Below are 21,941 nucleotides of genomic sequence, written 5' to 3' on the forward strand. Positions count from 1 at the left end.
GAGGGGTTCCTCGACCTGGACGTGCGCGTCACCTGCTCCTCCGGCACCTACATCCGCGCGCTCGCCCGCGACCTGGGCGCGTCCCTCGGAGTCGGCGGCCACCTGACCGCGCTGCGGCGCACCGCGGTCGGCCCCTTCTCCGTGGCCCAGGCCGGCGAGATCGACGAGCTCGACGTCCCCGCCGCGCTCCTGCCGCCGACGCTCGTGGCGGGCGAGCTGTTCCCCCTGCTGCGCCTCGACGCCCAGGAGGCGGGCGATCTCGCGAACGGCAAGCGCATCCCGGCCCCGGCGGCGGTGGCGGGCGCGAAGGGCCTCCTCGCCGCGGTCGGCCCGGGGGAGCGGCTGATCGGCCTCGCCGAGCGGCGCGGCACCCAGCTCAAGAGCGTCGTCAACTTCCCGACCGAGGACCTGCGGACGGCCGCCTCGTGATCGAGTGGTTCACGATCCTCCAGGTGGGGATCGCCGTCGCGGCCGGCCTGCTCTGCCTCGTGCTCGGGCTGCTCGCCCGCCGTCCCTCGGACGTCTCGGTCGGCGCGACGGCGATCGTCGAGCTGCTGCTGATCGTCCAGCTGGCGGTCGCGATCGTGTCGCCGCTGGTCGGCAACCGCCCGTCGGGGAGCCTGCCGGAGTACTACATCTACCTGATCTCGGCGCTGCTCCTGCCGCTCGCTGCCGGGTTCTGGGCGCTCATCGAGCGGAGCCGCTGGAGCACCGTGATCCTGGGCGTCGCCTGCCTCTCGATCGCGGTCATGGTCTACCGGATGCACCAGATCTGGTTCTTCCAGAGCGCCTGATCGGGCCCGCCACCGGGCCCGGCCCGGCGAGCGCCTAGCATGGACGTGCGATGTCGAAACCAGCCAGCGATGCGTCCGGACGGGCCGCTCACGACCCCTCAGTCCCCTCGGCCCCCGGGAGCGGAGAGCCGACCCGTTCCGCCCGCTCGCGCGGGATCGGCAGCCTCCTGGTCGTGGTCTACGGGATCCTCGCGCTCGCCGCGACGGGGCGCTCCGTCTTCCAGATCATCGACCGGTTCGACGAGGCGCCGCTGGCGTTCTCGCTCTCGGCGCTCTCGGCCGTCGTGTACATCGTCGCGACGATCGCCCTGATCGTCCCGGGCCGCGCTTGGCAGCGGGTCGCGTGGGTGACGATCACCTTCGAGCTGGTGGGCGTGCTCGTGGTCGGCGCGCTCAGCCTCCTCGCTCCGCAGCTCCTCGGGCTCGCGAGCGCCGACCCGTTCGGGCGCCAGTCGACGGTGTGGGCGGCCTTCGGCGCCGGCTACCTGCTCATCCCGCTCGTCCTGCCCGTGCTCGGTCTCTGGTGGCTCCGCGTGCAGGGGCGGCGCACGGCCCGGGCGGCCGCCTGATGCGCGTCGAGACCCGCCCCGGCGACCTGGCCGGGATCGGACCCTCCGCCGTCACGATCGGCAAGTTCGACGGCGTCCACTCCGGGCATCGGGCCGTCATCGGCCGGCTGCACGAGCGGGCCCGCGAGCAGGGGCTCGCCGCCGTCGTCGTCACCTTCGACCGCAATCCGCTCAGCGTGATCGCGCCGGAGAAGTGCCCGCCCGTCCTGGTCGGCAACGAGCAGAAGCTCGAGCTCCTCGCCGGGACCGGCGTGGACGCGACGCTGCTGCTCACCTTCGACGAGGCGTTCCGGGCGCTCTCGCCCGAGCAGTTCGTCGAGCAGGTGCTGGTGGAGGCGCTCGAGGCCCGCGTGGTCCTCGTCGGCTCCGACTTCCGCTTCGGCGCCCGGGGAGCGGGCGACGTCGACCTGCTGCGCGTGCTCGGCGGGCAGCACGGATTCGAGGTGGAGCTGATCGACGACGTGCGGCCCGAGGACGGGCGCCGCGTCTCCTCCACCTGGATCCGCGAGCTGCTGGCCGAGGGCGATGTGGAGCACGCGACGCGCCTGCTCGGGCACGAGCCCGTCGTCCGCGGCGTGGTCGTGCACGGAGCGAAGCGCGGCCGCGAGCTGGGCTTCCCGACCGCGAACCTCTCGCCGCAGTCGCAGGGCCTGATCCCGGCCGACGGCGTCTACGCGGGCCGGCTCACCACCGACGGCGTCACGCATCCCGCCGCGATCTCGGTCGGCAGCAACCCCACCTTCGTCGGGGTGCCGCCCAAGCAGGTCGAGGCGTACGTGCTCGATCAGACGCTCGACACCCTCGACCTCTACGACCGCGTGGTCGACGTGGCGTTCGTCGGCCGGATCCGCGGCCAGGTCGCCTACGAGGGCGTCGAGCCCCTCATCCGCCAGATGAACCACGACGTGGTGCAGGTCCGCGAGGTCCTCGGCATCGACTGAGCGGGATGCCGGCCGCCGCCTAGCAGGGGCCGCGGGCCCGCACCAGCGGGAGAGGTCCCGGGGCCATCGGCGTACCGTGGCCGCATGAGCGAAACCCCCTCCGACTCGGCGCGCCCCCTCGCGCTCGTCACCGGCGCGACCGGCTACATCGGCGGCCGGCTGACGCCGCGCCTCCTCGAGGCGGGCTTCCGGGTGCGCGTCCTGGTGCGCGACCCGCGCAAGCTGGTCGACGTGCCGTGGGCGGAGGAGGTCGAGGTCGCCCAGGGCGATCTCGGCGATCCGGAGTCGCTGGAGGCCGCGGTCGAGGGCGTCGACGTCCTCTACTACCTCGTCCACTCGATGGGCTCGGGCAACGACCACGCCCACTTCGAGGAGGTCGAGAGCCGCGCCGCGCAGAACGTCGCCACGGCCGCGAGGTCGGCCGGCGTCGGCCGCATCGTCTACCTCGGCGGCCTGCACCCCGAGGGCCAGGAGCTCTCGAAGCACCTCCGCTCGCGCGCTGAGGTGGGCCGGATCCTGATGGAGTCGGGAGTGCCGACGATCGCCCTGCAGGCGGGCGTGATCATCGGCTCCGGGTCGACCTCGTTCGAGATGGTGCGCCACCTCACCGACGTGCTGCCGTACATGCCCGCGCCGCAGTGGGTGCGCAACTTCATCCAGCCGATCGCCGTGCGCGACGTGCTGCACTACCTGATCGGCTCCGCGTCGCTCGAGGACGCCACGCTCAACCGCACCTTCGACATCGGCGGGCCCGACGTGCTCCGCTACGGCCAGATGATGAACGGCTACGCGGTCGAGGCCGGGCTCCCGCAGCGGCCGATCGCGTCCCTGCCGGTGTTCACCCCGTGGCTGGCCTCGCAGTGGGTCAACCTGGTCACGCCGATCCCGCGCTCGCTCGCGGTGCCCATCATCGCCTCGCTGCAGTACGACTGCGTCGTGCACGAGCAGGACATCCGCGCGCTCATCCCCGACCCCGAGGGCGGGCTGACCTCCTACCGCCGCGCCGTCCGGCTCGCGCTGGGAAAGATGCAGGCGGGCGAGATCGAGACGAGCTGGCAGAACGCGGAGGTCGTCGGCGCTCCCAGCGATCCGCTGCCGAGCGACCCGGAGTGGGCCGGCCACACGGTCTACGTGGACCTCAAGGAGCGCCGCACCCAGGCCGACCCGGCCAAGCTCTGGCGCGTCATCGAGGGCATCGGCGGCACCAACGGCTGGTACTCCTTCCCGCTCGCATGGGTGATCCGCGGCTGGATGGACCGCCTCGTCGGGGGAGTGGGCCTGCAGCGCGGGCGCCGCGACTCCGCGCGCCTGCACGCCGGCGACGCCCTCGACTTCTGGCGCGTCGAGGAGATCGAGCGGCCGAAGCTCCTGCGCCTGCGCGCCGAGATGAAGGTGCCCGGCGGGGCCTGGCTCGAGATGCGCGCCGAGCCCTCCGGAGACGGCGGCTCGGTCTACACGCAGCGTGCGGTCTTCTTCCCGCAGGGCCTCGCGGGCAGGCTCTACTGGTTCGCGATCCTGCCCTTCCACGGCATCATCTTCAACGGCATGGCCAACCGCATCACGGCCACCGCGGCCGACCTGCCGGACTCCGGCGACGAGCGCTCCCCTGGCGGGCGCCGGGTGCAGCGGTGACAATGGAGGGGTCCGGCGGCCGCGAGGCCGCCCGGGACGCCGACGAGAGGAGCACGATGAGCGAACGGTCGAGTACGGACGCGGGGCGCGGACTCCAGCTGGGGAAGGTCCTCTTCATCGGGGACAGCATCATCCAGGCGGGAGCCTGGGGCGAGTGGCTGACGGAGTCGACGGTCGTCGACGAGGGAGTCGGAGGGGCCACCACGGCGGACGTCGTCGCGCGGCTCGCCGAGCTGGTCGCGCAGGAGCCGGACACGGTGGTGCTGCTGATCGGCACCAACGATCTCGCCTGGCACCGCACGACGGAGCACGTCGTGCGCAACATCGAGACGATCGTCGCGACGTTCCGGCGCGATCTTCCGGACGTGCGCATCCTGGTGACCTCGGTCCTGCCGCGCGGACACGAGTTCGCACCGCAGATCCGCGAGATCAACCGCCACCTGTGGCAGTTCGCGCCCACGGCGCACGCAGGCTACCTCGACCTGTGGCCGGTGCTCGCGGGGGAGGACGGCGGACTGCTCGAGCAGTACTCGCCGGACGGCCTGCACCTCAACGAGGACGGCTACCGCGCCTGGCGCGAGGCACTGGGCCCGGCGCTCGAGGCGGTCGTGCGGATGCCTCCGCGGACCCGCCCGATCACGCTGCCCTACGACGAGTTCGCGCGGCCGAAGACGGCCTAGCGCAGCACAGTGGAGGGGGAGTCGACCGCAGGGTCGGCTCCCCCTCCGTCATTCCGCGGCCAGGGCGGCCTCGAAGGCCGCGAGGGCGTCCGCGGAGAAGAGGACGAACCGGACCTCGTCGAGTGCGCCGTCCGCGGTCGCCTCGCGGACCGTCTCCACCGCGATGCGCGCCGCGTCGTCCATCGGCCAGCCGTAGACGCCTGCCGAGACGGCCGGGAAGGCGAGCGTCCGCGCGCCGAGGCCGACAGCGGTGCGCACCGACTCGCGGTAGGCCGAGGCGAGGACGGCGCTGCGGTCCTCCGACCACGAGTGGACGGGACCGACGGTGTGCACGACCCAGCGGGCGGGGAGGCGGCCGGCGGTCGTGGCGACCGCGGAGCCGGCGGGCAGGCCGTCCGGCAGCTCGGCCCCGCGGAGCCGGCGGCACTCGGCGAGGATCTCCGGCCCGCCCGCGCGGTGGATCGCGCCGTCGACGCCGCCGCCGCCGAGGAGCGACGAGTTCGCCGCGTTCACGATCGCGTCGACGTGCTCGCGGGTGAGGTCGCCGCGCACGGCTCTCAGGGTGGTCACGACTCCTCCTCCAGGCTTCGTCCGAGGGCAGCGATCGCCGCAGGTCCCACGCGGCAGCAGCCGCCGATCAGATCCGCTCCCGCCGCGCGCCAGGAGGCGACCAGCGCGGGGTCGAAGGCCGCGTCGCCTGCCCAGCGACGCTCGACGGCGTCCCACTCCTCGCCGCTGTTCGGGTACACGACGACCAGCTTGCCGGTGACGGAGCGGGCGATGCGGACCGCCTCGGCGACGTCGCCGGGCGGGCAGCAGTTCACTCCCACGCCGACGACCTCCTCGGAGGCGGCGGCGACGGCGAGCGCCTCGGCCAGGGGCTCGCCGGACGCGGTGCGGCCCGAACGGCCGCTCACGCAGATCCAGGCGGGGACCGAGGAGCCCGCGAGGGCCTTCACGACGGCCCGCACCTCCCGCACCGACGGGATGGTCTCGACAGCGAGCAGGTCGGGCCCGGCCGCGGCCAGGGTCTCCAGGCGCGGGCGGTGCCAGGCGGCGAGCTCGCCGACGGTGAGGCCGTCGTCGCCGCGGTACTCGGAGCCGTCGCCGAGGCTCGCGCCGTAAGGGCCGACGGAGGCGGCGACCCAGCCGCTCTGCGCGCGCCGGGCCAGGTCGACGCTCTCCCGGAGGGCGCGCTCCGCGAGGCCCGGGGCCAGGCCCGCGGCCGCGAATCCGCTCGCGGACACCTGGTAGCTCGCGGTCACCGCGACCCGGGCGCCCGCCTCGGCGAAGGCGCGGTGCGCGGCGACGACCCGGCCGGGCTCCTCCAGCAGGACCCGGGCGCTCCAGAGCGAGGAGTCCACCGCGGCGCCCTGCGCCTCCAGCTCCGTGCCCAGGCCCCCGTCGAGCAGCAGCGGGCGCACCCGCGCCGCGGCGACGAGGCCTGCGGTCACGAGCGGTTGTTGGAGAGCTCGAAGATCTTCACGAGCTCGGCGATCGCCGCCTCGCGGGCGTCTCCGCCCTCCTCGAACATCGCGGTGATGTGCGTGCGGAGGTGGTTCTCGACGATGAGCTTGTTGAGCGAGCCGAGCGACTTCTGGATCGCGAGGGACTGCGTGACGATGTCGACGCAGTAGTCCTCGTTCTCGATCATCCGCTCGAGGCCGCGCATCTGGCCGCCCAGGATCCGGGCACGGTGCAGCGAGCGCTTCTTGAGGTCCTCGATCACTCCTCCAGCCTACGCGCCGCAGGCGGTACCCGGGCGGGGTATGCGCGCCTACGATCGAGGGGTGAGCACCCGCAAGCCGTCCCGCGCGACCGCCGCCCGCTACCCCTCGCGCGACCGCGCCCGCATGGCGCTCGCGCCCGGGATCCTCGGCGCGATCGTGCTGCTGGCAGGGCTCGCCCTCGTCGGCTCCGACGCCTACGACTTCATCCGCTACCCGGTCGCGATCCTCGCGGCGGTCATCGGCTGGTTCGCGATCCAGGCGCGCGCACTCCTCTGGCTGATCGGGCTCGTCCCGGTGCTCGTGCTGTGGAACCCGGTGCTGCCGTTCGCCTTCCCGGACGCGATCTGGTCCTCGCTGAGCCTCGCCGCGGTCGGCGTCTTCGTGGCGGCGGGCCTCGTCATCCGCGTCCCGACCCCGGAATGACGACGAGCGCGACCGTCCGCGCGGCGGAGCGCCGACCGGACCGCCCCGAGGAGTAGACTGGCGGCGCACCCGCACGCCGGGGATGCTGCGACCGGGTCCCAGACCCGTTGCTCGGAGCTCCCGACGGCCACCGGATGCACCGACGCCCGACGCCTCTCCGGAGGCGATCCGGCGGATGCACGGCGACGGCAGCGCGCGGGAACCCCTTCTCCGCCCCCCCGTCACACATCGAGGAGGAGCATGGCTCGCAGCGGCCAGCGTCAGTCCGGTCAGACGCGACGAGCGTCGAACGCCGCCGGGAGCCGACCCCGATCGCGCTCGCGCGGCGTGGACAACGCGGGGATCATCCCGATCCTCGCCCGCCGCGTCCGCGAGGTGGAGGCGAAGGCCCAGACCGGCAAGGTCGGACCGACCAACCGGACGAAGTTCCTGGTGATCGCCCTCCTGATGCGCGAGGAGCGCAAGCGGGTCAAGGTCGATCCCTCGCTCAGCGACGCGCAGCGCGCCGAGGAGATGAAGCGCCTCGACGGCATCGCCACGATCCTGGCCAAGACGGCCGCCCGCGACACCAGCCTGATCGCGCTGCTCGAATCGGAGGCCGGCGTCACGGCGGCCGCGCAGAAGCTCCGCCGCGACTGGCTGCTCGAGGCGGGCGCGGAGCTCAGCCCCGACGAGCTGCTCATCGTGACCGAGCCGAAGCCCAAGCCCGAGGTGCCGGTCAACCAGGTCGTGCCGCAGTCGGTGCGCGCCCGGCAGCTGGCGAACCCCTTCCTCCCGCCGGACTTCTCGATCGCCGAGGCCTCGGCCCCGGCGCCGCGCCGCCGGCTCGACGACTGGGAGCTGCTCGGGCCGCTCTTCAAGGCGTTCGAGTACGGAGCGGGCGGACGGGCCGCGAGCATGGAGCTCCCGGAGCCGCCGAAGCTCGACCGGGTCTCGCCGCGCGGCCGCGAGCTGATGCCGCACCAGGCGCGCTTCATCGAGAGCGCCCGCGAGGGGCACCGCAGCTTCCTGCTCGCCGACGAGCCGGGTCTGGGCAAGACCGCGCAGAGCCTCCTCGCCGCCTCGGTGGTCGGGGCGTACCCGCTGCTCGCGGTGGTGCCGAACGTGGTCAAGATGAACTGGGCGCGCGAGGTCGAGCACTGGACCCCGCAGCGGCGCGCCACGGTCATCCACGGAGACGGCGGCACGCTCGACGCGTTCGCCGACGTGGTCATCGTCAACTACGACATCCTCGACCGGCACATCGGCTGGCTCGGGAGCCTGGGCTTCCGCGGCATGGTCGTCGACGAGGCGCACTTCATCAAGAACCTCCGCTCGCAGCGCTCGCAGAGCGTGCTCGCGCTGGCGTCGAGGATCCGTGAAACCACTCCGGGGCACGATCCGCTGATGATCGCGCTGACCGGCACCCCGCTGATCAACGACGTCGACGACTTCCGCGCCATCTGGCGCTTCCTCGGCTGGATCGACGAGACCAAGCCGGGACCGGAGCTGATGGGCCGCCTCGAGGAGACCGGCCTCACCCCCGCCGACACGGGCTTCTACCCGGAGGCGCGCGAGGCCGTGATCGACCTCGGCATCGTCCGGCGCAAGAAGATCGACGTCGCCGCCGACCTGCCGTCGAAGCGGATCGTCGATCTGCCCGTCGAGCTGGACGACGACCTCGGCCGCTCCATCCAGAAGGCCGAGCGCGAGCTCGGCGCCCGCATGCTGCAGCGCTTCAGGGCGGTCACCTCCTCGATCACGCACGAGCTCGACGACGACGAGCGCGAGCGGTTCATCCGCATCGTGGCGCAGAGCGAGCTCGAGGAGTCGAAGTCGGCCAAGACCGGCGAGAACGTCTTCACCATGGTGCGCCGGATCGGCCAGGCCAAGGCGGCGCTGGCCGCCGACTACGCCTCGCAGCTGGCCCGCTCGGTGGGCAAGGTCGTCTTCTTCGCGAAGCACATCGACGTGATGGACCAGGCGGAGGACACCTTCGAGAAGCGCGAGCTGACGTCCGTCTCCATCCGCGGCGACCAGACCGCGGCGTTCCGCCAGACGCAGATCGACGCCTTCAACGAGGACCCGGACGTCTCTGTCGCCGTCTGCTCGCTCACCGCGGCGGGAGTCGGCGTGAACCTGCAGGCGTCCTCCAACGTGGTGCTCGCCGAGCTGTCGTGGACCTCGGCCGAGCAGACGCAGGCGATCGACCGCGTGCACCGCATCGGCCAGGAGGAGCCGGTGACGGCGTGGAGGATCATCGCGGCGCACACGATCGACGCGAAGATCGCGGAGCTCATCGACGCCAAGGCCGGTCTCGCCGCCCGGGCGCTCGACGGCGCGGACGCCGAGACGGCCTCGGCCGACACGGTGCAGCTGGACGCCCTCATGCACGTCCTGCGCGAGGCGATCGGCTGAGCGCACCCGGCCGGGCCGGCTGAGAGCTCAGCCGGTCCGGGCGAGCGGTGCGGCGAAGAAGTCCTTCTCGAACGAACTCGACCGCAGGAACGCGTCCCTCATCGCGGCGCGCTCCCTCGGTGAGGCGTCGCGGGCGGCCTGCTCCGTGAACTCGATCGCCCGCTCGGTGGCCGTCGCGAAGACCGGGTCGCCGTAGGTGAGCAGCCAGTCCGCGTAGGGGTGCTCGGGGTGCCCGGAGGCGGCGAGGCGCGACCCGACGTCGGCGTAGAGCCAGAAGCAGGGGAGCAGGGCGGCGACGATCTCGCCGTAGCCGCCGCCCGCGGCGACCGCGAGCAGGTGGTCGGTGTAGCCGCGGGTCGCGGGCGCGGGAGCCGCGTCCCTGGTCCCGAGCCGGTCGCGGTGCAGCTGCGCCTCCGCCGCGAGGGCGGACGCCGAGCCCTCGGCCCAGAAGACCTGCTCGGCGGTGGTCGGCGCGCGCTGCGCCGCCACGGCCAGGACGCGGGCGTACTCGGTGAGGTAGAGAGCGTCCTGCTCGAGGTACCACTCGAAGTCCTCCCGCCCGAGGGAGCCGTCGCCGAGGGCCCGCACGAACGGGAGCGCGTCGATCTCGTCGCGGAGGGTCCGCGTCCGCTCCCAGACGTCCGCGCAGAACGCCGGAGGACGTTGCCGGTGGAAGTGGTCGATCGGGCCGTTGCCGGAGCCGACCTCGAGAGCGTCGGCGGCGCGCAGGGCGCCGGTCAGCCACTCCTTGGCCTCCGTCAGCGCCTCGACCAGGGCGTCGGAGGAGGTGTCGCGCCCGGCCAGGAGCGTCGCCATCGCGGACGAGAGCGAGCACCCGGTGCCGTGCGTGTTCGAGGTGGCGACACGCTCGCCGGGGACCTCGCGCACGAGGCCGTCGGGGGTGACGATCGCGTCCGGGGTGGCGGGGCCGTCGAGGTGGCCGCCCTTCACCAGCACGGCGGCGTCGAGGGCGCGGGCGAGCATCGCCCCCTGCGCGAGCGCGGCCGGCCAGTCGGAGGCGGTCGGCTCTCCGGCGAGCACGCCCAGCTCGGGGAGGTTCGGCGTCACCAGGTCGGCGCGGAGGAGCAGGTCGCGCACGGCGTCCTCGGCTTCGGGAGCGAGCAGCCGGTGACCGCTGGTCGCGACCATCACCGGATCCACGACCACGACGGGCGGGCGGACCTCATCGAGCCACTCGGCGACGACTCCGGCGTACTCGGCCGTGGCGAGCATCCCGATCTTCACCGCGTCGATCGTGACGTCGTCGCTCACCGCGTCGAGCTGCTCGCGGAGGAACACGGCGGGTGGCAGGTGCACGGAGCGGACCCCGTGCGTGTTCTGCGCGACGAGCGCGGTGACGACCGCCATGCCGTAGCCGCCGAGCGCGCCGATCGACTTGAGGTCGGCCTGTACGCCGGCACCGCCGGTCGGATCGGTGCCGGCGATGCTGAGGACACGGGGGACGCGGGCGCCGGCGGTCATCGGTCCCACTCCGCTCGGATCAGGCGGGCGGCCGCCGCGGGGTCGGCGGCCGTGCAGAGCGCCGACACGACCGCGAGCCCGGCCGCACCGGCGAGGCGGAGTGGCCCCGCGTCCGCGGCTCCGACTCCGCCGATGGCGACGCAGGGCAGCGCCGCGGCCGCGGCGAGGGCGGCGAACCCGTCGACACCGAGGGGAGCGGGGTGGTCGGGCTTGGTCGCGGTGGGCCGGATGACGCCGACGCCGAGGTAGTCGACCGTCCCCGCGGGCAGGGCGCGGACGGCGGCGAGGTGCTCGGGGGTGTTCGCGGTGAGCCCGATCACCGCGTCGGGACCGAGCAGCGAGCGGGCGGCGGTGACGGGGAGGTCGGACTGCCCGAGGTGGACGCCGTGGACGCGGGCGCCCGCGAGGCGGGCGGCGAGGGCGACGTCGACGCGGTCGTCGACCAGCAGGGTCGTGCGCTCGTCGAGGACGGCGGCGACGGCCCGGGTCAGGGCGACGAGCTCGGCGGCGGAGGCGTCGTGATCGCGGATCTGCACGGTCGTGACTCCGCCTCGGACGGCGGCAGCGGCCACGGCGGGCACGCCGCGCGGGCCGCACTGGGCGGTGTCCGTGACGAGGTAGAGCGAGAGGTCGAGGCTCATGCGATCCGCGCCCCGGCCTCGGCGTCGGCCGGCTGGAGGGCAGCGAGGCCGTCGAGGAGGCCGACGGCGAAGGACCCGGGACCGCTGCTCGCGGCGGCGGCCCGCTCGGCGGCGAGGCCCCAGACCGCGGAGGCGCTGACGGCCGCGTCGAGCGGGCGGGCGCCCGCGCCGAGGAACGCCGCCATCACGGCGCCGAGCGCGCAGCCGCCGCCGGTCACGCGGGTCAGCAGCGGGTGGCCCCCCGTGACCCGGACGATCCGCTCGCCGTCGGTGACGAGGTCGACCGCTCCCGAGACGGCGACCACGCCTCCGGTGCGGCGGGCGAGGACGCGGGCGGAGTCGAGCGCCTGCTCGGCGGTGTCGACGGCGTCCACGCCGCGGCCGCCCGCACCGGCTCCCGCGAGGGCGAGGATCTCGGAGGCGTTGCCGCGGATGATCGCGGGCCGCGCCTCGAGCAGCTCCACCGCCAGAGCGGTGCGGACGGGCAGCGGGCCCACGGCGACCGGATCGAGCACCCACGGGGTGCCGGCGCGTCCGGCCGCGGCGACCGCCTCGCGAGCACCCTCGCGCTGCTCCGCTCCGGGCGTGCCGAGGTTGACGAGCACCGCGGAGGCGAGGCCCGCGAAGACGCCCGCCTCGCCGGGCAGGTCGCACATCGCCGGGCTGGCGCCGAGGGCCAGAAGGCTGTTGGCGGTGAAGCCGGTGACGACCGCGTTCGTGATGCACTGCACCAGGGGCCCGGCGGCGCGGAGCTCGGCGAGATCGCGACCTACGGACGCCGGGTCGGGCGCCGTGTCGGCGGGGAGGGTCGGGTGGACAGGCGTGCGAATGCTCATTCGCGACATCCCTTCGCTAGTACGAACTAGATCAGGTTCAACGGGTCTTCTCTCAGCCCTGGCGGGCACCCCGTGTCACTGCGCACGACCCTAGCAGCGGGCGCGGGCGCGCTCGCTTCTGCAGTGCGAGAGGAGGGAGCGGGCCGTCGTCGCCCCTTCGCCCGGGAGCGGCCGCTCAGCCGGTGAGGATCGTCGAGTCGCCGCGCGGCCCCACCGCGACGCGGAGGCCGATCGGCAGCCGCTCGCGCATCGCGTCGACGTGGCTGATCAGGCCGATCGTCCGACCGCCCGACCGCAGCTCGTCGAGCGTGCTGAGCGCCGTCTCGAGCGTCTCGGCGTCGAGCGAGCCGAAGCCCTCGTCGATGAACATGGTCTCGAGCGAGATGCCGCCGGACTGCGCCGTCACCACGTCGGCGAGGCCGAGGGCGAGGGCGAGCGAGGCGAGGAACGTCTCGCCGCCGGAGAGCGAGGCGGGCTGCCGGCGGACGCCGGTGAAGGCGTCGAGCACGTCGATCCCGAGGCCGGAGGCGGCACCGCGGTAGGCGAGCGAGTCGTCGTGGGCGAGTGCGTAGCGGCCGCTGGTCATCGCGTCGAGGCGGAGGTTCGCCGCGGTCACGATCTCCTCCAGGCGTCCGGCGAGGGCGAAGGCCTCGAGGTCCATCCGGCGCGTGTTCTGCCCCCGGCCGGAGACGGTCTCGGCCAGCGCGCGCAGCTCCTCGTGGCGGTGGAGGCGCTCACCCAGCACCGCGAGGCGGCCCGCGGCCGTCGCGGTGAGCTCGGCCAGGCGCTCCGAGCGGTGCTCGAGCACGGAGAGGCCGGCTCGCGCCTCGTCGCGACGGGCGGAGGCCTCGCGCGAGCGCCCCTCGGCGTCGGCGAGGTCGACGGCCGTGCCCGGCAGTCCGCGGAGCTCCGGGTCGGCGAGCACCGCCTCCGTCGCGCTCCGCCGTCGCTCGTGCTCGGCGACGACGGCCTCGGCCCGCGCCCGGTCCCCGCTGGCCAGCGCGGCCGACTCGGCCTCCTCGGCGGTCGTGAAGCCGCGGTCGGCGAGGACCTCGGCGAGCTCCTCCCGGGCGGCGGCGGCGGCCTCGGACCGCGAGACGGCCGCCTCCTCGGCCTCGACCAGGGCGACGGCACGACGGCGCTGGGCGTTCAGCTGCTCGACGCGCGAGGCGACGCTCGTCGCGCCGTCGCGGAAGGCCTCGACGCGCTCCCGCAGCAGCCGCAGCGCTTCAGCGGCGAGGGCGGACTCGTCGGCGCGGGCACGGTGCTCCTCACGAGCGGCGTCCCGCCCGGTCGTGAGAGCGTCGATCCGGGTGCGCAGCCGGATGCGCTCGCGCCGCAGCTCCTCCATGCGGGCGGCGGCGCGGCGCGCCGAGGCGAGCCGCTCCTCGTGCGCCGGGCGGAGCGACTCCGGATCCGCGTCCTCGCCCACGCGCTCCTCGAGCGCCGCGAGAGCCCGAGCCGCGGCTCCCTCGCGCTCGCGGGCGCCGTCGAGGGCGGCGGCGGCGCGCTCCACCGCGACGCGGGCCCGGTCGAGGTCGTCGGTGCCGACCGTCGTCGGGCCGTCGTGCTCGGCCGGGCGGGGGTGCTCGCACGAGCCGCAGACGGGGCAGGGCTCGCCCGGCTCCAGCCGCTCGGCGAGCTCCCCGGCGAACCCGGCGAACCGGCGCGCGATCAGGGCGGCCTGCTCCGCGGCGCGCTCGCCGTGGACGCGCGCCGCGTCGGCGTAGGCCGTGCGGAGCCGCTGCAGGCCCGCCGCAGTGAGATCGCGCTCGAGGGCCGCGGCGATCCTCCGCTCGAGCGCGGCGAGCTCGTCGACGCGCGCGGGGACGGCGGCGGCCTCCCCGGCCAGGGACTCCTCCTCGCCGGCGAGCGCGTCGACGTGGGCGGGCAGCTCGCGCAGCTCCGCCTCGATCCCGGCGAGCGCGGTCGCCGCAGCCTGCTCGGCGCGCGCGGACCGCTCGGCGACGCGCTCCGCGTCGGGGAGCCGGCGCTCCTCGGCCAGCGCCTCGGTGAGGGCGCCGAGGACAGCGGCGAGCCGTTCGGCCGTCTCGGCGGCCGGGCCCCCGGACGCGTCCCCGTAGGCGTCGGCCGCGAGGTCGCGCTGCTGCCGGGCGGCCCGCTCCTTCTCGGCGGCTGCCCGGGCGGAGCGGAGCAGCGGCAGCACGCCGTCGGCCCGGCGCGCGCGCTCGATCGCGGCCCGCTGCTGCTCGATGTGCGCCTCGGCGACCACGAGCTCCTCCGCCTCGATGAGGGCGCGCCGGCGCCGCTCCTGGCCCCGGGCGGTGCGCCGGGCCTCGTCGAGAGCGGCGCCCGCGGCCTCGTGCGCCGCGTCGGCCGCGGCGGAGCCGGCCCGGGCCGCCTCGAGCGGAGCGGCGAGCCGCGCCGGCAGCCCGGCGAACCAGGCGGCGTCCGGCAGAGGCGGCTCGGTTCCGTCATCGAGGAGCCGGACGGCCTCGTCCGCGAGCGCCGTCACTGCCGCGCGCTCCTCCTCGAGCCCGACGGCGCTCGCGTCGCGCTGCTCGAGCAGGCGGCGGCGGAGCAGATCGAAGCGCTCGGTCGCGAAGAGCGTGCGCAGGAGCCGCTGCCGGTCGTCGTTCTTCGCGAGCAGGAACTCGTGGAAGCGGTTCTGCGCCAGCAGGATCACCTGGAGGAACTGGTCCTTCGTCAGGCCGACGATCCGGCCGATGTCGGCGCCCACCTCCTTCGCGCTCGACGAGAGCCCGACCCAGGTGCCGTCGACCTGCTCCAGCAGCTCGACCTTCGCAGGCTGGGTCGTGGTGCCGGTGCCGCGCCGCTTCGGCCGCTCGTACTCGGGCGAGCGCCGGACGCGGTAGACGCGCCCCGCCGCCTCGAACTCGAGCTCGGCGAAGGTCTCGTCCTCGGGGCCGCTGTGGTCGCTCCGGAGGCGCGAGGCGGTGCCGTCGAAGCGGGGGACCGAGCCGTAGAGCGCGAACGCGATCGCGTCGAGGATCGTCGACTTGCCCGCTCCGGTGCGCCCGGCGATGAGGTACACGCCCACGTCCTCGAGCCGGTCGAAGTCGACGCACTGCTCGGCGCGGAACGGTCCGAGCCCGGCGAAGGCGAGCCGGCGGATCCTCACCGCAGAGCCTCGGCCTCGACGGCAGCGAGTGCGTCGAGGGTGAGGGCGCGCTCGGTGTCCGTGGCGCCGTGGCCGCCGCGGACGTGGGCGAGGAAGTCGTCGACGACCTCGACGTCGCTCCGCCCGCGGATCCGCTCGGCGTACGCGCGCGGCTCGGCCGCGGCGTGCGGGGGCCGGTGCTCGAGCGTCGCGCAGCCGGGGAAGCGCGACTGCAGGCGCGCCATCGCGTCGAGCGGGCGCACGGGATCGGTGAGCACCGCCGAGACCCAGTCGCCCTCCACCTCGGCCAGGGAGGGATCGCGCAGCAGCTGCTGGAGCTCGCCCTCGATCACGCTGAGCCTCCTCGGCACGGGGAGCGGCGACCACTCGACGCCCTCGAGCCCCTCGGGCCCGATCGTCACCAGCCAGGCGCCGCGCGGCTTCGACGCCTCGCCGAACGAGTAGTGCAGCGGCGCTCCGGAGTAGCGCACTCCCGGCAGCAGCTCGGCGCGTCCGTGGATGTGCCCGAGCGCCGCGTAGTCGGCCGCGGCGAAGTGCTCGACCGAGACGTAGTCGAGCCCGCCCGCCGTGATGTCGCGCTCGAGGACTGCGGCCGGGGCTCCGACCGCGAAGCAGTGCGCGAGTACGACCCAGGGACGGCCCGCCGCCTCGGCGGCGGCGCGCACCCGCGCCATCGCGAAGGCGAGCACGTCCTCGTGGCGGCGCAGCTGCTGCTCCGGGTGCCGGTGGCGGTAGAGGGCGGGCTCGAGGAAGGGGATGCCGTGGACGCCGACCTCGAGCCCGGACGCGTCCCGCAGCACGACCGGCTCGGCGTACGCCTCGGGGTCGGTGAGGACGTGGACGCCCGCCCCGCGCAGGAGCCCGGCCTGGAAGCCGAGCCGGGCGGGGGAGTCGTGGTTGCCGCTGGTGAGGACGACCTCGGCGCCGGCCGCGCGGATCGCCTCGAGCGTGCGGGTGAGGAGGGTGTAGTGCTCCGCGGCGGGCACGGCGGAGTCGAAGACGTCGCCGGCGATCAGCACCGCGTCCACGCGCTCGGCCCGCACCGTCTCGACCAGGGCCTCGAGCACGGTCGCGAGCGCCGCCGTCGTGGAGTGCCCGTGGAAGGTGCGGCCGATGTGCCAGTCCGAGGTGTGCAGCAGCTTCACGGTCGTCCTTCCTCTGCGTCGTCCGGGAGAGCGACTCCAGGCTAGTGAGGCCCTCCGACACCGGCGGCGCAGCGGACACCTCCCGTTCACCGGGAGGTGCACAATAGGGCGTCGGTCGAGCAGAGGAGATGGTCGTGAAGCTGCCCCGCGTCCCCGCGACGATCCTGGGTCTGGGCTCGCGCACCCGCGCCGCCGCCGAGGACACCGCTCCCATCCAGCGTCTGCGCCCGGACGACGAGCCGGCCCGCACCAGCACGGTCGACAACGCGATCTACCAGGACGGCCGCCGGGTCGTCTCTCCCGGCAGCATCCCGGAGGCGCTCGCCGCCCTGCAGAAGCTGCCCGACGCGATGGCGTGGATCGGGCTGTACCGGCCGAACGCGGCCGAGCTCGCCGCGCTCGAGGACGAGTTCTCGATGCACCCGCTCGCCCTCGAGGACGCGATCAGCGCGCACCAGAGGCCCAAGCTCGAGCGGTACGGCAGCGACATGTTCGTGGTGCTGCGCGCCGCCAGCTACTCCGACCAGCGCGAGGAGGTCGACTTCGGCGAGCTCCACCTGTTCGTGGGGTCGAACTTCGTCGTCACGGTCCGCCACTCCGAGAAGCCCGACCTCTCGCTGGTGCGGCGGCGGATGGAGGCCGATCCGGAGCTGCTGCGCGTCGGCCCGGTCGCCGTGCTGTACGCGATCCTCGACGCCGTCGTGGATCAGTACTCGCCCGTCGTCGCCGGTCTCGAGAACGACATCGACGAGATCGAGGCGCAGGTCTTCGAGGGCGACCCGGCGGTGTCCCGCCGCATCTACGAGCTCAGCCAGGAGGTGCTGGACTTCCAGCGCGCGGTCGCTCCGCTGACCGGCATGCTCGGGCGGCTCGTCACCGACTTCGAGGTGTTCCAGTCGGATGTGGAGCTGCGCCGCTACATCCGCGACGTCGCCGACCACGTCGCCCTCGTCACCGAGCGGGTCGACGGCTTCCGCACCACGCTGCGGGAGATCCTGGCGGTGAACGCGACCCTCGTCGCCCAGCGCCAGAACGAGGACATGAAGAAGCTCGCGGAGGTGGGCAACCAGCAGAACGACGAGGTCAAGCGGATCTCCGCGTGGGCGGCCATCTTCTTCGCGCCGACCATGATCTCGAGCATCTACGGCATGAACTTCGACGTGATGCCCGAGCTGCACGTGGCGTGGGGGTACCCGGCGGCGCTCGCGGCGATGCTCGCCTCGAGCGTGGTGCTGCACCGGCTCTTCAAGCGGTGGGGCTGGCTCTGAGCCCGCGTCCCGCGACGTGTCAACACCGTGACGGTCCCGGAGGCTCCGCGTAGCGTCGCTCGCGGGCCGTCCGGCCCCTGAACGGAGGGACTCCCGATGACTCCGGAGGACACGACCACGACGGCCCCGCGGCCCCGCTCCCTCTGGCGGGCGGGCGCGGCTCCGATCCCCTCCGACGAGTTCGTCCCGGGCGCGCACTTCGATGACGTCGTGGTCGGCGCCGGACTCACCGGGCTGGTCACCGCGCTCCTCCTGCAGCGGACCGGCCGGCGCGTGCTGGTGCTGGAGGCGCGGGAGGTCGGCGCGGTCACGACCGGGAACACGACGGCGAAGCTCAGCCTCCTGCAGGGAGCGCACCTCTCCCGGATCGCGGAGCGCAACATCCCCGCGGTGACCGAGGCCTACGTCGCGGCGAACCTCGCGGGCTTCCGCTGGCTGCTCGACTACTGCGAGGGCGCGGGCGTGCCGGTGCAGAGGCGCACCGCCTACAGCTACGCGCAGACGCCCGAGGGCGTGGACGCCGTCCTGAAGGAGCACGCGACCGCGCGCCGCTTCGGCCTCGCGACCCGCCTCGTCGGCGAGCTCGACGTGCCGTTCCCCAGCACGGCGGCCGTCGCCCTCGACGACCAGGCCCAGTTCGACCCGATGGACGTCCTCACGGCGCTCGCCGCCGACTTCCGCGCCGCCGGGGGCACCCTGGTGCAGGGCGTCCGGGCCCTCGGGATGCGAGCGACCGCTCCCGTCCGGGTCCGCACCAGCGCGGGCCCGGTGACCGGGGACCGGGCCTACCTGCTCACGGGGGCGCCGATCCTCGACCGCGGCCTGTACTTCGCCAAGATCGCCGCGCTGCGCTCGTACGCGGTCGCGTTCCGCACCGACGCGCCGATCCCCGACGGCATGTACCTCTCGGTCGACGAGCCGTCCCGCTCGGTGCGCGACGCCGAGCGCGACGGCGAGCGGCTCCTCCTGATCGGCGGCAACGGCCACCCCGTGGGGCGCAGGCCCGTCACCTCGGAGGCGGTGGACGACCTGGTCGCCTGGACGCGGCGGTCCTTCCCGGGGGCGGAGCCGGTCGCGCAGTGGAGCGCCCAGGACTACGAGCCGTTCCACCGTGTGCCGTTCGTGGGCTGGCTGCCGCGGGGCCGCGGACGGATCTTCCTGGCGACCGGCTACGACAAGTGGGGGATGACCAACGCGGTGCAGGCCGCGCTGACGCTCGTCGCCGACCTCGAGGGCGGGACGCCGGCCTGGGCGAGGACGCTGCACCGCCGGCCCACGCTGCCGCGGGTGATGGCGGAGGGGCTCGGCGCCGGGCTGGCGGTGGGCGCCTGGTACGCCCGCGGGTGGTCGGCAGCGCTCCGCGCGCCCCGCTCGGCCGGGGTGGTGCCGGCGGAGGGCCAGGGCTCGCTCGCCCGCGACGGCCTGCAGCCCGTCGCGGTCTCCACCGTGGAGGGGCGGCGCTGCGCGGTGTCGGCGGTGTGCCCGCACCTGGGCGGGATCGTCACCTGGAACGACTCGGAGCGCAGCTGGGACTGCCCGCTGCACGGCTCCCGCTTCGCAGCCGACGGGACGGTGCTGGAGGGGCCGGCGGTCGAGCCGCTCGCCCCGCTGGGCTAGGACGGCCGCCGGCTCAGCGGAGCCGACGGCCGAGGCAGGCCCCGCGGAGCAGGCGGCTCAGTCCTCGTCCGCTCCGGGCTCCGCGATCTCGTCGCCGTCCGCGCCCGAGGCGTCGCCGGTCGTGTGCAGATCGGTGTCGCCCGGGATGCTGAAGTCGCTCAGCGGGTCCAGGGGCTTCTTGTCGTCGGTGTCGTCGCTCATGCCTGCCACCCTACGAGCGCCCGGCGAGGCGCTGCACCGCGGCGACCGGGATCGACAGCCACTCCGGCCGGTTGCGCGCCTCGTAGATCGCCTCGTAGACGGCCTTGTCGAGTTCGAACGCGTCGAGCACCGCCCGGTGCGCGGTGACCGCGTCGCCCGCCCGCTCGGTGTAGCCCTCGAGGAACGCGGCCCGGCTCGCCGCCGCCCAGGCCGCCCTCGAGGCGCCCGGCTCGGCCTGCTCGTGCGCACCCGCCGCGTAGTCGAAGGAGCGCAGCATCCCCGCCACGTCGCGAAGGGCCACGTCGGGAAGACGGCGCTCGTGCATGGGCCGCAGCGGCTCGCCCTCGAAGTCGAGGAGCACCCAGCCGCGACCGGGCACGGACAGGACCTGCCCGAGGTGGTAGTCGCCGTGGATGCGCTGGAGCCTCGGCCACGGCGCGGTCTCGGCGGCGCGGAACACGGCCTCGATCGCCTCCGAGTCCTCGGCGATCACGGGGACCTCGGCCGAGGCGATGCGCAGGCGACGGCGCATGGCCGCGACCATCCGGTCGACGACCTCGGACGTGGTGTCCTCGGTCGGCATGACCTCCGCCAGCGTCGCGTGCACCTCGGCGGTGGCGCGGCCCAGCTCGCGGGCGGGTCCGGTGAAGTCGGAGTCGGCGGCGACCGCCTCGAGGGCGACGCGCCACGCGTCCTGGACCCCGGGGAGGAACTCCTGCGCGAAGGCGAGGTGCCCGAAGGCGCGGCCCGTCTCCTCGCCCTCGTCGTCCCACTCGCCGGTCACGTTGCCGATCACGGGCGGGACGAGGGCGCTCCCGGCGGCGTTGAGCGCCGACTGCACCGTCACGTCCGGGTTGTCGCCGTGGTGGAGGGCGCGGAAGACCTTGACGATCACCGGGGTCGCGTCGGATCCGTCGTCGGCGGTGGTGCGGACGATCACCGAGGTGTTCGACTGCTCGCCGCTGAGCACCTTCGAGGACGCGAACGCCCCGATCGCGGCACCCGGCTGCCGGTGGCCCTCGGCGCGGGCGCCGCCCTGGGCGCCGTCCTCGTCGGAGCGGCCGCCGTCGGCGATCATGCCGAGCAGGGCGCGGGCGAACACCGGGTCGCGCGGAGCGTCGTACACGTAGTGCGCGTCGTCGGAGTAGACGAGGGCGTCCTCGAGCCCGGGCACCGGAGCCGCGTGGACGGTCACCGGCACCTGGTACAGCACCGGGCTCGTGCCTGCCCGGTCGATGAAGAGGTGGTCCACCACCTCCGCCTCGCCGGGGTGCAGCGACCAGGCGCCGCGGACCTCCAGCTCGGGGCGCCGCCCCTTGCTCGCGTACCACCTCTGGTCCGCCACCCATGCGGCGATGCGGTCGATCGACAGGCCTGCGCTCATGGTCTTCCCTCCGTCGGCACCCCGAACCCTACTGGCCGCGGACGACGGGCGGAGGGGCTTGCGGCGGGGCGCTCAGGCCAGCTCGAGCACGTCCAGCGTCCAGGCGTACTCGAACGCGATCTCGCGCCAGCGCTCGTAGCGTCCGCTCACCCCGCCGTGTCCCGCTGTCATCTCGGTGCGCAGCAGCGCGGGAGCGCCGACCTCGCGGAGCCTGGCCACCCACTTCGCCGGCTCCACGTAGAGCACCCGGGTGTCGTTGAGGCTCGTCGTCGCGAGGATCCGGGGGTACTGCACGCCCTCGCGGACGTTCTCGTAGGGCGAGTACGACTTCATGTAGGCGTAGACCTCGGCGTCGTGCAGCGGGTCGCCCCACTCGTCCCACTCGATCACCGTGAGCGGGAGCGACGGGTCTAGGATCGAGGTGAGCGCGTCGACGAACGGGACCTGCGCGAGGACGCCGGCGAACGCCTCCGGGGCGAGGTTCGCGACCGCGCCCATCAGCAGGCCGCCGGCCGACCCTCCCTGCGCGACCAGGCGGGCCGGAGAGGTGAAGCCCGCGTCGACCAGGTGCCGCGCCGCGGAGACGAAGTCGGTGAAGGTCGTCCGCTTCGCCAGCGTCTTCCCGTTCTCGTACCAGGAGCGGCCCATCTCCCCGCCGCCGCGGACGTGCGCGACGGCGAAGACGACGCCGCGGTCGAGCAGCGAGAGGCGCGCGATCGAGAAGCCAGGGTCGATGCTCGCCTCGTACGAGCCGTAGCCGTAGAGGAGGAGCGGCGCGGGGGCCGAGTCCGGATCGGCGGCGTCGCGGCGCCAGACGAGCGAGAGCGGCACCCGCGTGCCGTCCTCCGCCACGGCCCACTCCCTCCTCTGCACGTACAGCGCGGGGTCGTAGTCGCCGAGCACCGGCTGCTGCTTGAGCACCGTGCGCTCGCCCGTCGCGACGTCGAGCGCGAGCACGGTCGAGGGGGTGACGAACGAGGTGTAGGCGAGGCGGAGGGAGGGCTGCTCCGCGAGGACGGCGCCGGAGCGCGGCTCGAGGAGATCGTCTTCGACGAGCCGCTCTACGACGCGGGCCTGGCGGGGAACCCGGAGTGGGAG

Annotated in this window: 20 protein-coding genes, 1 pseudogene and 1 riboswitch; of the genes and pseudogenes, 10 read left to right on the plus strand and 11 right to left on the minus strand. The window is 74.4% G+C overall.

The window, feature by feature from the left end; all coding sequences use genetic code 11:
- From C5D04_RS14485 to C5D04_RS14510, 6 genes and pseudogenes are all read left to right on the plus strand, one after another.
- Positions 1 to 429: pseudogene (locus C5D04_RS14485) on the plus strand (tRNA pseudouridine(55) synthase TruB); the annotation flags it as partial.
- Positions 426 to 794 (plus strand): hypothetical protein, encoded by a 369-nt coding sequence (locus C5D04_RS14490; RefSeq protein ID WP_104223058.1) that lies wholly within the window; start codon positions 426 to 428, stop codon positions 792 to 794. The pseudogene C5D04_RS14485 and the gene C5D04_RS14490, both read left to right, overlap by 4 nt.
- Positions 795 to 844: 50 nt before the next feature.
- Positions 845 to 1,363 carry a hypothetical protein gene (locus tag C5D04_RS14495; protein WP_258062831.1) on the plus strand — a complete coding sequence of 173 codons (519 nt, stop codon included), beginning with the start codon at positions 845 to 847 and terminating at the stop codon, positions 1,361 to 1,363.
- Positions 1,363 to 2,304, plus strand: a complete 942-nt coding sequence (locus C5D04_RS14500; protein WP_104225670.1) for a bifunctional riboflavin kinase/FAD synthetase — start codon at positions 1,363 to 1,365, stop codon at positions 2,302 to 2,304. The genes C5D04_RS14495 and C5D04_RS14500 overlap by 1 nt, the downstream gene beginning before the upstream one ends.
- An 84-nt stretch (positions 2,305 to 2,388) precedes the next feature.
- The gene (locus C5D04_RS14505; RefSeq protein WP_104233790.1) at positions 2,389 to 3,936 is read left to right on the plus strand and encodes an SDR family oxidoreductase; all 1,548 of its coding nucleotides are present in this window, start codon (positions 2,389 to 2,391) and stop codon (positions 3,934 to 3,936) included.
- A 56-nt stretch (positions 3,937 to 3,992) separates the two neighbouring features.
- Entirely contained in the window at positions 3,993 to 4,616 is a 624-nt protein-coding gene (locus C5D04_RS14510; RefSeq protein ID WP_104225671.1) for a GDSL-type esterase/lipase family protein, read from the plus strand.
- A 48-nt stretch (positions 4,617 to 4,664) separates the two neighbouring features.
- On the opposite strand, the gene C5D04_RS14515 is transcribed toward C5D04_RS14510, so the two are convergent.
- From C5D04_RS14515 to C5D04_RS14525, 3 genes are read right to left on the minus strand one after another with little or no spacing between them, the layout of a single operon-like run.
- Entirely contained in the window at positions 4,665 to 5,186 is a 522-nt protein-coding gene (locus C5D04_RS14515) for an O-acetyl-ADP-ribose deacetylase (RefSeq protein WP_104313369.1), read from the minus strand.
- On the minus strand, positions 5,183 to 6,070 hold the full coding sequence (gene mmuM / locus C5D04_RS14520) for a homocysteine S-methyltransferase (protein WP_104347907.1): 888 nt from the start codon (positions 6,068 to 6,070) through the stop codon (positions 5,183 to 5,185). The genes C5D04_RS14515 and mmuM overlap by 4 nt, the downstream gene beginning before the upstream one ends.
- On the minus strand, positions 6,067 to 6,345 hold the full coding sequence (locus tag C5D04_RS14525) for a metal-sensitive transcriptional regulator (protein WP_104223062.1): 279 nt from the start codon (positions 6,343 to 6,345) through the stop codon (positions 6,067 to 6,069). Before C5D04_RS14525 ends, mmuM begins: the two co-directional genes overlap by 4 nt.
- Positions 6,346 to 6,406: 61 nt before the next feature.
- On the opposite strand from C5D04_RS14525, the gene C5D04_RS14530 reads away from it, so the two are divergent.
- Both C5D04_RS14530 and C5D04_RS14535 read left to right on the plus strand, forming a co-directional pair.
- Entirely contained in the window at positions 6,407 to 6,769 is a 363-nt protein-coding gene (locus C5D04_RS14530; RefSeq protein ID WP_244229446.1) for a DUF6804 family protein, read from the plus strand.
- 240 nt (positions 6,770 to 7,009) lie between these two features.
- Complete coding sequence (locus C5D04_RS14535; protein WP_104347908.1) at positions 7,010 to 9,166, plus strand: DEAD/DEAH box helicase; 2,157 nt, start codon at positions 7,010 to 7,012, stop codon at positions 9,164 to 9,166.
- A gap of 27 nt (positions 9,167 to 9,193) precedes the next feature.
- On the opposite strand, the gene thiD is transcribed toward C5D04_RS14535, so the two are convergent.
- The 5 genes from thiD to C5D04_RS14560 all read right to left on the minus strand — a co-directional run bounded on the left by thiD (position 9,194) and on the right by C5D04_RS14560 (position 16,373).
- Positions 9,194 to 10,648, minus strand: a complete 1,455-nt coding sequence (gene thiD, locus C5D04_RS14540) for a bifunctional hydroxymethylpyrimidine kinase/phosphomethylpyrimidine kinase (protein ID WP_104233787.1) — start codon at positions 10,646 to 10,648, stop codon at positions 9,194 to 9,196.
- Positions 10,645 to 11,289, minus strand: a complete 645-nt coding sequence (thiE, locus tag C5D04_RS14545; protein WP_104233786.1) for a thiamine phosphate synthase — start codon at positions 11,287 to 11,289, stop codon at positions 10,645 to 10,647. The genes thiD and thiE overlap by 4 nt, the downstream gene beginning before the upstream one ends.
- Positions 11,286 to 12,125, minus strand: a complete 840-nt coding sequence (thiM, locus tag C5D04_RS14550; RefSeq protein WP_104347909.1) for a hydroxyethylthiazole kinase — start codon at positions 12,123 to 12,125, stop codon at positions 11,286 to 11,288. Before thiM ends, thiE begins: the two co-directional genes overlap by 4 nt.
- A riboswitch (TPP riboswitch) is annotated at positions 12,117 to 12,208 on the minus strand. (Overlaps the previous gene by 9 nt.)
- A gap of 92 nt (positions 12,209 to 12,300) precedes the next feature.
- Positions 12,301 to 15,228 (minus strand): AAA family ATPase, encoded by a 2,928-nt coding sequence (locus C5D04_RS14555; RefSeq protein ID WP_104347910.1) that lies wholly within the window; start codon positions 15,226 to 15,228, stop codon positions 12,301 to 12,303.
- The gene (locus C5D04_RS14560; RefSeq protein ID WP_104325310.1) at positions 15,225 to 16,373 is read right to left on the minus strand and encodes an exonuclease SbcCD subunit D; all 1,149 of its coding nucleotides are present in this window, start codon (positions 16,371 to 16,373) and stop codon (positions 15,225 to 15,227) included. Before C5D04_RS14560 ends, C5D04_RS14555 begins: the two co-directional genes overlap by 4 nt.
- A 128-nt stretch (positions 16,374 to 16,501) precedes the next feature.
- Between C5D04_RS14560 and C5D04_RS14565 the strand changes: the two genes are divergently transcribed.
- Together C5D04_RS14565 and C5D04_RS14570 are read left to right on the plus strand one after the other, a co-directional pair.
- Positions 16,502 to 17,641 carry a magnesium and cobalt transport protein CorA gene (locus tag C5D04_RS14565; protein ID WP_104223070.1) on the plus strand — a complete coding sequence of 380 codons (1,140 nt, stop codon included), beginning with the start codon at positions 16,502 to 16,504 and terminating at the stop codon, positions 17,639 to 17,641.
- 96 nt (positions 17,642 to 17,737) lie between these two features.
- Positions 17,738 to 19,258, plus strand: coding sequence for an FAD-dependent oxidoreductase (locus C5D04_RS14570; RefSeq protein ID WP_104347911.1), 1,521 nt, complete (start codon positions 17,738 to 17,740; stop codon positions 19,256 to 19,258).
- Positions 19,259 to 19,315: 57 nt separating this feature from the next.
- Here C5D04_RS14570 and C5D04_RS18345 read toward each other — a convergent pair whose 3' ends face one another.
- The 3 genes from C5D04_RS18345 to C5D04_RS14580 form a co-directional block, all read right to left on the minus strand.
- Positions 19,316 to 19,459 (minus strand): hypothetical protein, encoded by a 144-nt coding sequence (locus C5D04_RS18345; RefSeq protein WP_181067829.1) that lies wholly within the window; start codon positions 19,457 to 19,459, stop codon positions 19,316 to 19,318.
- A 10-nt stretch (positions 19,460 to 19,469) separates the two neighbouring features.
- Entirely contained in the window at positions 19,470 to 20,843 is a 1,374-nt protein-coding gene (locus tag C5D04_RS14575) for a phosphotransferase (protein ID WP_104233781.1), read from the minus strand.
- 72 nt (positions 20,844 to 20,915) lie between these two features.
- Positions 20,916 to 21,941, minus strand: a 1,026-nt coding sequence (locus tag C5D04_RS14580; protein WP_146087877.1) for a prolyl oligopeptidase family serine peptidase, incomplete at its 5' end; no start/stop codon positions are given.

This window comes from Rathayibacter sp. AY1D2 (genome assembly GCF_002932695.1).
Lineage (GTDB): Bacteria > Actinomycetota > Actinomycetes > Actinomycetales > Microbacteriaceae > Rathayibacter.

Bases quoted from the DNA above. Each gene is read 5' to 3' on its own strand.
- C5D04_RS14495 (WP_258062831.1), top strand. From the start codon at position 845: ATGTCGAAACCAGCCAGCGATGCGTCCGGACGGGCCGCTCACGACCCC.
- C5D04_RS14500 (WP_104225670.1), top strand. From the start codon at position 1,363: ATGCGCGTCGAGACCCGCCCCGGCGACCTGGCCGGGATCGGACCCTCC.
- C5D04_RS14505 (WP_104233790.1), top strand. From the start codon at position 2,389: ATGAGCGAAACCCCCTCCGACTCGGCGCGCCCCCTCGCGCTCGTCACC.
- C5D04_RS14510 (WP_104225671.1), top strand. From the start codon at position 3,993: ATGAGCGAACGGTCGAGTACGGACGCGGGGCGCGGACTCCAGCTGGGG.
- C5D04_RS14535 (WP_104347908.1), top strand. From the start codon at position 7,010: ATGGCTCGCAGCGGCCAGCGTCAGTCCGGTCAGACGCGACGAGCGTCG.
- thiD (WP_104233787.1), bottom strand. From the start codon at position 10,648: ATGACCGCCGGCGCCCGCGTCCCCCGTGTCCTCAGCATCGCCGGCACC.
- thiE (WP_104233786.1), bottom strand. From the start codon at position 11,289: ATGAGCCTCGACCTCTCGCTCTACCTCGTCACGGACACCGCCCAGTGC.
- thiM (WP_104347909.1), bottom strand. From the start codon at position 12,125: ATGAGCATTCGCACGCCTGTCCACCCGACCCTCCCCGCCGACACGGCG.
- C5D04_RS14565 (WP_104223070.1), top strand. From the start codon at position 16,502: ATGGTCGTGAAGCTGCCCCGCGTCCCCGCGACGATCCTGGGTCTGGGC.
- C5D04_RS14570 (WP_104347911.1), top strand. From the start codon at position 17,738: ATGACTCCGGAGGACACGACCACGACGGCCCCGCGGCCCCGCTCCCTC.
- C5D04_RS18345 (WP_181067829.1), bottom strand. From the start codon at position 19,459: ATGAGCGACGACACCGACGACAAGAAGCCCCTGGACCCGCTGAGCGAC.
- C5D04_RS14575 (WP_104233781.1), bottom strand. From the start codon at position 20,843: ATGAGCGCAGGCCTGTCGATCGACCGCATCGCCGCATGGGTGGCGGAC.